This window comes from Enterobacter sp. CM29 (genome assembly GCF_013179605.1).
Taxonomy (GTDB): Bacteria; Pseudomonadota; Gammaproteobacteria; order Enterobacterales; family Enterobacteriaceae; genus Enterobacter; species Enterobacter intestinihominis.
Window position 1 is genome coordinate 1 of sequence record NZ_JABMCU010000188.1, and the last position, 8,914, is coordinate 8,914.

Sequence of the window (8,914 nt, forward strand, 5' to 3'; positions counted from 1 at the left end):
CGCTTTATTTCAATTATAGGCGTGCTGTTCGCGCTTTTTCAGCATACTCTGCTAAAACATACCCCATTTTTATGATTTTGGAATAGCTAATTTGAAATGAAAATATGATAAGCCCGACTGTCATTTGAGCCGGGCTTTTGGCTTTATCGTGTCAGCGAGGCGGAAATAATATCCAGCGCTTTACGGAACTGCGCTTCGGGGATGGTGAGCGGGTAGAGGAAGCGGATAACGTTGCCGTAGACGCCGCAACTCAAAAGCAGCAGCCCTTCGTTCAACGCGCGTTCCTGAACCTGACGGGTAAATTCCGGCGACGGCTGTCCGGTTTGCGGATCGGTAAATTCCACCGCCACCATCGAGCCCTGCCCACGGATATCGGCGATCCAGGGACAGCCATCCTTCGCTTTATTCAGCACCTCGACAAGATGATGGCCGAGATGAGACGCGCGCGTGCAGAGATCTTCCTCGTCAATCACGTCCAGCACCGCATGGGCCGCCGCAATCGCCAGCGGGTTACCCGCGTAGGTGCCGCCCAGTCCGCCCGGAGCGGGCGCGTCCATCACCTCTGCCCGGCCAGAGACGGCAGAGAGCGGCATTCCGCCCGCCAGGCTTTTCGCCATGGTGATCAGATCGGGCTTCACGCAGTGGTTTTCCATGGAGAATAGCTTGCCGGTACGGGCGAAGCCGGTTTGCACTTCGTCGGCAATCAGTAAAATCCCGTGGGTATCGCACAGGGCACGCAGCGCCTGCATAAAATCAGCGGGCGCGACGTTGAATCCGCCCTCGCCCTGGACCGGTTCAATAATGATTGCCGCCACCTGATCGGGCGCGATATCGGCTTTGAAGATGCGCTCCAGGCTTTTTAACGCTTCGGCGGTACTGACGCCGTGCAGGCTGTTGGGGAATTGCGCGTGGTACACCGAGCCGGGGAACGGGCCGAAGCCGAGCTTATAGGGCGCCACTTTGCCGGTCAGCGCCATGGTCATAAAGGTACGGCCGTGGAACGCGCCGCCGAAGGTGATAAGGCCGGGACGTCTGGTGTACGCGCGGGCAATTTTCACCGCGTTTTCGACCGCTTCTGCACCGGTTGAGAAAAAGGCGGTTTTGGCTGGCCCCTCTATGGGTACGCGCTGGTTGATGCGCTCGGCAAGCGCCACATAACCTTCATAGGGGACGATCTGGTAAGCGGTATGGGTAAAGGCATGAAGCTGTTTTTCGATGGCGGCGATAACTTTAGGATGGCGATGCCCGGTATTCAGCACGGCGATCCCGGCGGCAAAATCAATATACTCGTTACCTTCTACATCCCACACCGTGGCGTTTTCGGCTTTATCGGCATAGAAGTTACACATGACGCCGATACCGCGCGGCGTCGCCTGTAAACGCCGGTCGTTCAGTTCGTTATTTTTCACCCTGTCACCCTCTGAAAGTCGCCTGCTTAGCGCATCAGTAAGTGTTTGCCAGGGGGAAGAAATTCGCCAGAGCGGGCGCTAAAAAAACAAAACCCCCAGACTCTCATCCAGGGGTTCTCGGTGTACTTCGCGGAAATTACGCTTCGATAGCGGCGCGAAGTTTTTTCATGGCGTTCTTCTCAAGCTGACGCACACGTTCAGCGGAGACGCCGTAGCGGTCGGCCAGTTCCTGCAACGTGGACTTGTTATCTTCGTCCAGCCAGCGGGCACGGATGATATCCTGGCTACGCTCGTCGAGGCCTTCCATCGCGAAGGTCAGCTTGTTTGCCGCCTGGTCTTCCCAGTTATCCTCTTCAATGCCGTCAGCAAAGTTAGAGGTTTTATCCTGCAGATACAGGACCGGGGCCATCGGCTGGCTGTCGGAGGCATCGTCGTCGGCAGACATATCAAACGTCATGTCCTGCGCGGCCATACGGGATTCCATCTCGCGGACGTCTTTGCTGGAAACGCCCAGCTCGCGCGCCACCATTTCCACTTCATCCTGATTGAACCAGCCCAGACGCTGCTTGGTTTTACGCAGGTTGAAGAACAGTTTGCGCTGCGCTTTCGTCGTGGCGACTTTCACAATACGCCAGTTACGCAGGACGTATTCGTGAATTTCCGCTTTGATCCAGTGCACGGCGAAGGAGACGAGTCGCACACCCACTTCCGGGTTGAAGCGACGTACCGCCTTCATCAGGCCAATGTTACCTTCCTGAATCAGGTCCGCCTGCGGCAGGCCGTAGCCCGCATAATTACGAGCAACGTGAACAACAAAGCGCAGGTGAGACAGGATCAGCGTTTTAGCTGCTTCCAGATCGCCCTGGTAATGCAGCTTTTCAGCAAGCTCCTTTTCTTCCTCAGCCGTTAACATCGGCCAGGTGTTCGCAGCCCGGATGTAAGATTCCAGGTTACCAACAGGGGCTAAAGCTAAAGTTTGCATTTCTTTGGTCATTCATTCCTCTCAATGTTTCTTCTGGTCCAGGTTGTCCCCGTCAGGCAACAACCATGCCAAAGCGTTTGAGCAACGAGATTAGCATTCACTCTTTTATCAGACAGTGATTTTATCCACAAGTTCCAGGTGCAACAGTGAATAAATTACGCACAAAATGTGACATGAAGATGATTACAGGGGAAGAGACAACAGGGACGCTTTCCCTGCAAGCGAACATCTCGGTGCAGGGAAAGATTATATCACGCTTTTATTAGTCGGGAGTAAAGTGGCGTAAATGTTGAACCGTTGCCAGCCATGCCGCCACCCAGCCGATCATGGAGCAGACCAGCAGCAACAGCAGGCACTCATCGAACCCTAAGCCACTGATATCAAACTTCGTTCCGAAAACCTGCGCCACCTCGGTGACGGCAGACGACAGCCGCATCACCAAAATTTCTGACAAAATCAATGAAAGAAATGCACCAGAAAAACCTAATAACGCGCCGCCATAGAGGAACGGGCGGAGGATGAAACCATCCGTTGCGCCAATCAGTTTCTGCACGTTGATGGTATCGCGACGGGCGAAGATGCTCAGGCGCACGCTGTTACCGATGACGAGGAACACCGCCGCCACCATCAGCACGCCGATCATCGCCGATACGCGCCCCACCAGCCCGGTCAGGGCGGCAAGACGGGCAAACCAGCTGTCGTCCATGCGCACTTCATCAATCCCATTGATGCGGGTAATGCGGTCGCGCAGGGTATTGAGCGAATCGGTGCCCTGGAAATCGAGCTTCGGGATCACCACCGCCACGGCGGGCAGCGGGTTCTCTTCCAGCATATCCAGCGCGCCGCCGAACCCGGACCAGTTGCGGAATTCGCCCAGCGCTTCATCGCGGGAAAGATAGTTCACTTTCTCCACGCCCTGCTCGGCCTGAATCTGCCCCACCACTTGCGCCGCCGCGTTATCGTCGAGGGCTTTATCCAGATAAACGGTGATCTGAGGCGACGGATAGTACTGGGACGCCGCCTGGTTTACGTTTTTGTAAACCATGTAGCAGACGCTCGGCAGCGTCAGGGAGATGGCAATCACCATCACCGTCAGGAACGTCGCCAGCGGTTTGCTTTTTAGATCCTGCAACGCGCCCTGGAAGGCGTAGCGCACCTGTTCGTTGAAGACGTTGGTTTTACGGGAGTTCGGTTTCGGTGTCGCTTTGGCACGCTTAGGCGCATGGCGATTGCCGTCCCCGCCGCCCTGAGGCTTGCGGAAACGGTCAAACCGGTTGCTGAACTGCCGAATCTGGTTCATTGCATCACGCTTATTCACCGTGGCCTCCGTGCAAATGCCCGTCGCTCAGGGTCAGCATGCGGTACGAACGGCGTGAGATAAGCCCCATGTCGTGCGTCGCCATCAGTACCGTGACCCCCACGCGGTTAAATTCCTCAAACAGACGCAGGATCCCTTCAGAGAGGGCATCGTCCAGGTTACCGGTCGGTTCATCCGCCAGCAAGACGGCAGGCTTGTTCACCACCGCACGGGCGATGCCCACGCGCTGCTGCTCACCGCCGGAGAGCTGGATCGGGAAGTTCTTCGCTTTGTCCAGCAGCCCGACCTTATCCAGCGCCGCCGAAACGCGACGGCGGATATCATCGTAACTGGCGCCGGCAATAATCAGCGGGATCGCGACGTTATCGAAAACCGTGCGATCCATCAGCAGGTGGTGATCCTGGAAAATCATGCCAATCTGACGACGCAGGAACGGCACTTCACGGTTCTTAAGACGGCTAATTTCATGGCCGCTGAACCAGATTTTCCCGGCACTTGGCCGCTCGATCCCACAGATCAGCTTGAGCAGGGTACTTTTCCCCGCGCCGGAATGGCCGGTCAGGAATGCCATCTCGCCTGGCTGGAGGTGGAATGTTACCCCCTGCAGCGCTTGTCTCCCGCCGAGATAGGCCTTGCTGACGTGTTCAAAGCGAATCATTGTTAGTCCTCTCGGGCAAATAGTGCCTCAATAAAGTCGTCCGCTTTAAACGGACGTAAATCCTCAATACGCTCGCCCACACCGATATAACGGATAGGAATGCCGAACTGGTCGGCCACGGAGAAGATCACCCCGCCTTTCGCGGTGCCGTCCAGCTTGGTCAGCGTGATCCCGGTCAGTCCTACCGCTTCATTGAACAGCTTCGCCTGGCTGATGGCGTTCTGTCCGGTGCTGGCGTCGATAGTCAGCATAATTTCATGCGGTGCATCTTCGTCCAGCTTCTTCATGACGCGAACGATTTTCTTCAGCTCTTCCATCAGGTGCGATTTGTTCTGCAAACGCCCTGCGGTATCTGCAATCAGCACGTCCACATTACGCGACTTCGCCGCCTGGATGGCATCAAAAATCACGGACGCGGAATCCGCGCCGGTGTGCTGGGCAATGACCGGAATATTGTTGCGCTGGCCCCACACCTGGAGCTGTTCCACCGCTGCCGCACGGAAGGTATCGCCCGCCGCCAGCATCACCGATTTGCCCTGCTGCTCAAACTGGCGCGCCAGCTTGCCGATGGTGGTGGTTTTACCCACGCCGTTGACGCCAACCATCAGAATAACAAAGGGCATTTTGCCTTCAATATTAAGCGGTTCGTCAACTTTTGCGAGAATTTCACCCATCTCGTCTTTCAGCAGGCCGTACAGCGCCTCAGCGTCACGCAGCTGTTTGCGGTTCGCTCCTTCGGTCAGGTTGGCGATGATTTTCCGGGTGGTTTCCACGCCCACGTCCGCAATCAGCAGTTGCTCTTCCAGCTCCTCAAACAGATCGTCGTCGATCTTCTTGCCGCGGAACAGACTGATAAATCCGGAACCTAAGTTTTCTTTGGTTTTGAGCAGGCTGCGCTTCAGGCGCGCGAAGAAACCTTCTTTGGTCGGTTTTTCCTGCTCCTGAACGATCTCTTCTTCGGCCTGCTCTTCCACCGGCACGACGATGACCGCTTCTTCAGCCGCTTCCGCCGCCAGCGCCTGGGCCTCCAGCTCTTCGTCGGTCAGCTCTGGCTTAAGGGCCGCTTCTTCTTCCACCGCCTCAACAATTTCAACGGTTTCCGCTTCGGCCTGCCACTCTTCGGCAGAAACCTCTTCAGCTTTCACCTCCTCCGGCAGCGGCAGCGCTTCGTGTTCGATAGCGGCCTGCGGCGCTTCGGTAAGGGTTTCAACGATAACCGGCTCTGGTTTTTCGCTCTCCTGAACCTGTTCAGTAACCTCAACCACCTCTTCAGCAAAGGATTCAATCTCTTCTTTGCTGTGCACCGGCTCTTCCGCTTCGACAACCGCAGCGGTTTCGACAGGCGTTTCAGGCTGTGACTGCTCTTCTACAACCTGCTGTTCTTCGGTTTTCTGTTCTGTTTCTTGCTCTTTTTCACCGAAACCCAACCAGGAAAAGAAGCCACGTTTTTTTTGTTTTGCCATCTGCGACTACACTCCTCGCGGCGCTATATACAGGGAAGCTAAAAAAATGATGAAATAGTCTAACACTTTACTTAATTGACATCACCGCCCGCAATCGCAGGGCATTGTTAACAGAGCTTTCCTGAGATGAAGAAACCCACCCGCGCCCCGGCCGGTCAAATTCGCATTATCGGCGGTCAGTGGCGAGGCCGGAAATTACCGGTGCCGGACAGCCCCGGTTTACGCCCTACCACGGACCGCGTTCGCGAGACGCTGTTTAACTGGCTCGCCCCGTCAATGGTAGACGCCCATTGCCTGGACTGCTTCGCCGGAAGCGGTGCATTAGGGCTGGAAGCGCTGTCGCGCTATGCTGCGAGCGCCACGCTGCTGGAGATGGAGCGCGGCGTCGCGCAGACGTTGCAGCAAAATTTGGCTACGCTGAAAGCAACCAACGCCAAAGTGGTGAATACCAACACGCTGAGCTTCCTCGCGCAACAGGGGACGCCGTTCAACGTGGTGTTTGTTGACCCGCCGTTCCGTAAAGGGCTGCTGGAAGAGACGCTATCCCTGCTGGAGCAAAATGGCTGGTTGGCGGACGACGCGCTGATTTACGTTGAAAGCGAAGTGGAAAATGGTCTGCCGCCCGTTCCCGTTCACTGGGATCTGCACCGCGAGAAGGTCGCCGGCCAGGTGGCTTATCGTCTGTATCACCGTCAGGCACAAGGAGGATCCGATGCCAGTACTGATTAACGTAGGGCGCTTGCTGATGCTGGGCGTCTGGGCATTTTTGATTTTGAATCTGGTGCACCCGTTCCCGCGTCCGCTGAATATCTTCATTAACGTGGCGCTGATTTTCACCGCGTTCATGCATGCCTTGCAGATGGTGATGCTGAAAAACGGACTGCCGAAAGATAGCCCACCGATGACCGGCTGGCAGCAGCTGCGGGTGTTTATTTTCGGCGTATTTGAGCTGCTGGTGTGGATGAAGAAGTTTAAGGCGCAGGTGAAGAAGTAACCCCCTCACCCTAACCCTCTCCTCGAAGGGGAGAGGGGACGCTTACACCCTCTCCCCTTCGGGGAGAGGGCCGGGGTGAGGGGAAAATTACTGCTCCGGTTCAAACCCTTCAAACCGCGACCCTTTGTAGCTCAGCGTGCCTTTCTCCCCCACCGTCAACTGGTGGTACTGCTGCGCCTCCAGTCGGAAGGTCATCTCCAGCCCGCCGGTTTCCGGCTTAAAGCTCGCTTCATAGCGCATCGTTGTGCCCGCAGGCGTCACCTGCTGCTGGCGGGATCGGCGGTCATTAAGCGGTTTCTCGCGCTTGTTCGTCACCACCACGCGCTTTTGCATCAGCGGTGCGGCATCGTTGTCGGCCTTCTCACGGCGCTGCTGCACGAAGCGAAACGAGGCGGCAATGACGATAATCGCCAGCACGACAATAAAAAACAGCGGCATCTTGCTCATTGAAAAATCCCATCAGATTATGCGGAATTCAGGATACCTCGCCTGCCCCGGCATTGCCAAACGCCCGCTCGCGTCACTACACTGGATCAGAAACTGATCATTCAGCCTCAACAGTTACAGGGAGTTAATATGCTTTGGTCATTTATCGCTGTCTGTTTTTCCGCATGGCTTTACGTCGATGCGTCTTACCGTGGCCCAGCCTGGCAGCGCTGGTTGTTTAAACCCGTCACGCTATTGCTCCTGCTGTTGCTTGCCTGGCAGGCACCGATGTTTAACGCCATCAGCTATCTTGTCCTCGCGGGGCTGTGTGCGTCCCTGATTGGCGATGCCTTAACCCTGCTGCCGCGCCAGCGTCTGCTGTACGCCGTGGGGGCATTCTTCCTGTCGCATCTGCTCTATACCATCTACTTTGCCAGCCAGATGACGCTCTCCATCTTCTGGCCGCTGCCGCTGGTGCTGCTGGTGATTGGCGCCCTGCTGATCGCGGTGATCTGGTCGCGTCTGGAAGAGATGCGTCTGCCGGTGTGTACGTTTATCGCCATGACGCTGGTGATGGTGTGGCTGGCGGGCGAGCTGTGGTTCTTCCGTCCGACAGCGCCTGCGATGTCCGCGTTCTTCGGTGCCGCACTGTTGCTGTTGGGTAACATCGTCTGGCTGGGCAGCCACTATCGCCGCCGCTTCCGTGCGGATAATGCGATTTCTGCCGCCTGTTACTTTGCCGGACACTTCCTGATTGTGCGTTCACTGTATATCTAAATAACGCTTGACTCTGGAGTCGACTCCAGAGTGTATGCTGCGGTTAATGAGAAAATTATCATTACCGGAGACTGCCATGTCGACTCCAGAAATACCTAAAAAAGTTCCCAAATTCTCGGCACTTAAGCTCAGCCCGGTTCCGCCAAAAGAGGACTGCTGCTGCGAGGGCGCATGCGAAACGCAAACTCAAACGCTGCCTGAAAGCGGCAATCACTACAGCTGGGTCGTCAACGGCATGGACTGCGCGGCCTGCGCCCGCAAAGTGGAAAACGCGGTGAAGCAGGTGCCGGGCGTGAGCCACGTTCAGGTGCTGTTCGCTACCGAAAAGCTGCTGGTCAGCGCCGAAAACGACGTCAGCAGACAGGTTGAAGCCGCCGTCAGCAAAGCGGGTTATACCCTGCGCAGCGAAACGGCGCCCGCAGAAAAAACGTCCCCGCTAAAAGAAAACCTGCCCCTTATCACCCTCATCATGATGATGGCCCTGAGCTGGGGGCTGGAGCAGATCAACCACCCGTTCGGCAACCTGGCGTTTATCGCCACCACGCTGGTTGGCCTGTTCCCGATTGCCCGTCAGGCGCTGCGTCTGATGAGAAGCGGCAGCTGGTTTGCCATCGAAACGCTGATGAGCGTGGCGGCTATCGGGGCGCTGTTTATTGGCGCGACGGCGGAAGCGGCGATGGTGCTGCTGCTGTTCTTAATTGGCGAACGCCTTGAGGGCTGGGCGGCGAGCCGGGCGCGTAAAGGGGTGAGCGCGCTGATGGCGCTAAAGCCGGAAACCGCCACGCGGGTTATTGATGGTCAGCGTGAAACGGTCGCCATCAACACCCTGCGACCGGGTGACGTGATTGAAGTGCCCGCAGGCGGACGTCTGCCAGCCGATGGGGCCC

Annotated in this window: 10 protein-coding genes; 4 read left to right on the top strand and 6 right to left on the bottom strand. The window is 56.6% G+C overall.

Annotated features, from left to right (window positions below; all coding sequences use genetic code 11):
* Positions 1 to 143: 143 nt before the first annotated feature.
* The 5 genes from HP459_RS18735 to ftsY form a co-directional block, all read right to left on the bottom strand.
* Entirely contained in the window at positions 144 to 1,409 is a 1,266-nt protein-coding gene (locus tag HP459_RS18735; RefSeq protein WP_063148118.1) for a 4-aminobutyrate--2-oxoglutarate transaminase, read from the bottom strand.
* A gap of 136 nt (positions 1,410 to 1,545) precedes the next feature.
* Positions 1,546 to 2,403: an RNA polymerase sigma factor RpoH gene (rpoH, locus tag HP459_RS18740; RefSeq protein WP_000159624.1), complete on the bottom strand. Its 858-nt coding sequence runs from the start codon at positions 2,401 to 2,403 to the stop codon at positions 1,546 to 1,548.
* A 250-nt stretch (positions 2,404 to 2,653) separates the two neighbouring features.
* Positions 2,654 to 3,709 carry a permease-like cell division protein FtsX gene (gene ftsX, locus HP459_RS18745; protein ID WP_022649667.1) on the bottom strand — a complete coding sequence of 352 codons (1,056 nt, stop codon included), beginning with the start codon at positions 3,707 to 3,709 and terminating at the stop codon, positions 2,654 to 2,656.
* A complete protein-coding gene (gene ftsE, locus HP459_RS18750; RefSeq protein WP_006812284.1) occupies positions 3,702 to 4,367 on the bottom strand; it encodes a cell division ATP-binding protein FtsE in 666 nt (221 codons plus the stop codon). The genes ftsX and ftsE overlap by 8 nt, the downstream gene beginning before the upstream one ends.
* A 2-nt stretch (positions 4,368 to 4,369) precedes the next feature.
* Positions 4,370 to 5,830 (bottom strand): signal recognition particle-docking protein FtsY, encoded by a 1,461-nt coding sequence (gene ftsY, locus HP459_RS18755; protein WP_171936631.1) that lies wholly within the window; start codon positions 5,828 to 5,830, stop codon positions 4,370 to 4,372.
* A 126-nt stretch (positions 5,831 to 5,956) separates the two neighbouring features.
* Between ftsY and rsmD the strand changes: the two genes are divergently transcribed.
* The gene (gene rsmD / locus HP459_RS18760) at positions 5,957 to 6,559 is read left to right on the top strand and encodes a 16S rRNA (guanine(966)-N(2))-methyltransferase (RefSeq protein ID WP_063853835.1); all 603 of its coding nucleotides are present in this window, start codon (positions 5,957 to 5,959) and stop codon (positions 6,557 to 6,559) included.
* On the top strand, positions 6,543 to 6,824 hold the full coding sequence (locus tag HP459_RS18765) for a DUF1145 family protein (protein ID WP_022649670.1): 282 nt from the start codon (positions 6,543 to 6,545) through the stop codon (positions 6,822 to 6,824). Before rsmD ends, HP459_RS18765 begins: the two co-directional genes overlap by 17 nt.
* Positions 6,825 to 6,911: 87 nt before the next feature.
* On the opposite strand, the gene HP459_RS18770 is transcribed toward HP459_RS18765, so the two are convergent.
* Positions 6,912 to 7,271, bottom strand: a complete 360-nt coding sequence (locus HP459_RS18770; protein WP_022649671.1) for a DUF2500 domain-containing protein — start codon at positions 7,269 to 7,271, stop codon at positions 6,912 to 6,914.
* Between the two features lie 129 nt (positions 7,272 to 7,400).
* On the opposite strand from HP459_RS18770, the gene HP459_RS18775 reads away from it, so the two are divergent.
* Together HP459_RS18775 and HP459_RS18780 are read left to right on the top strand one after the other, a co-directional pair.
* Positions 7,401 to 8,027: a lysoplasmalogenase gene (locus HP459_RS18775; RefSeq protein WP_022649672.1), complete on the top strand. Its 627-nt coding sequence runs from the start codon at positions 7,401 to 7,403 to the stop codon at positions 8,025 to 8,027.
* A gap of 76 nt (positions 8,028 to 8,103) precedes the next feature.
* The coding region (locus HP459_RS18780; protein ID WP_171936632.1) for a cation transporter at positions 8,104 to 8,914 on the top strand (811 nt) is incomplete at its 3' end.

Coding starts and splice junctions, on each gene's coding strand:
- ftsE (WP_006812284.1), bottom strand. CDS start 4,367: ATGATTCGCTTTGAACACGTCAGCAAGGCCTATCTCGGCGGGAGACAA.
- rsmD (WP_063853835.1), top strand. CDS start 5,957: ATGAAGAAACCCACCCGCGCCCCGGCCGGTCAAATTCGCATTATCGGC.
- ftsY (WP_171936631.1), bottom strand. CDS start 5,830: ATGGCAAAACAAAAAAAACGTGGCTTCTTTTCCTGGTTGGGTTTCGGT.
- HP459_RS18770 (WP_022649671.1), bottom strand. CDS start 7,271: ATGAGCAAGATGCCGCTGTTTTTTATTGTCGTGCTGGCGATTATCGTC.
- HP459_RS18775 (WP_022649672.1), top strand. CDS start 7,401: ATGCTTTGGTCATTTATCGCTGTCTGTTTTTCCGCATGGCTTTACGTC.
- HP459_RS18765 (WP_022649670.1), top strand. CDS start 6,543: ATGCCAGTACTGATTAACGTAGGGCGCTTGCTGATGCTGGGCGTCTGG.
- rpoH (WP_000159624.1), bottom strand. CDS start 2,403: ATGACCAAAGAAATGCAAACTTTAGCTTTAGCCCCTGTTGGTAACCTG.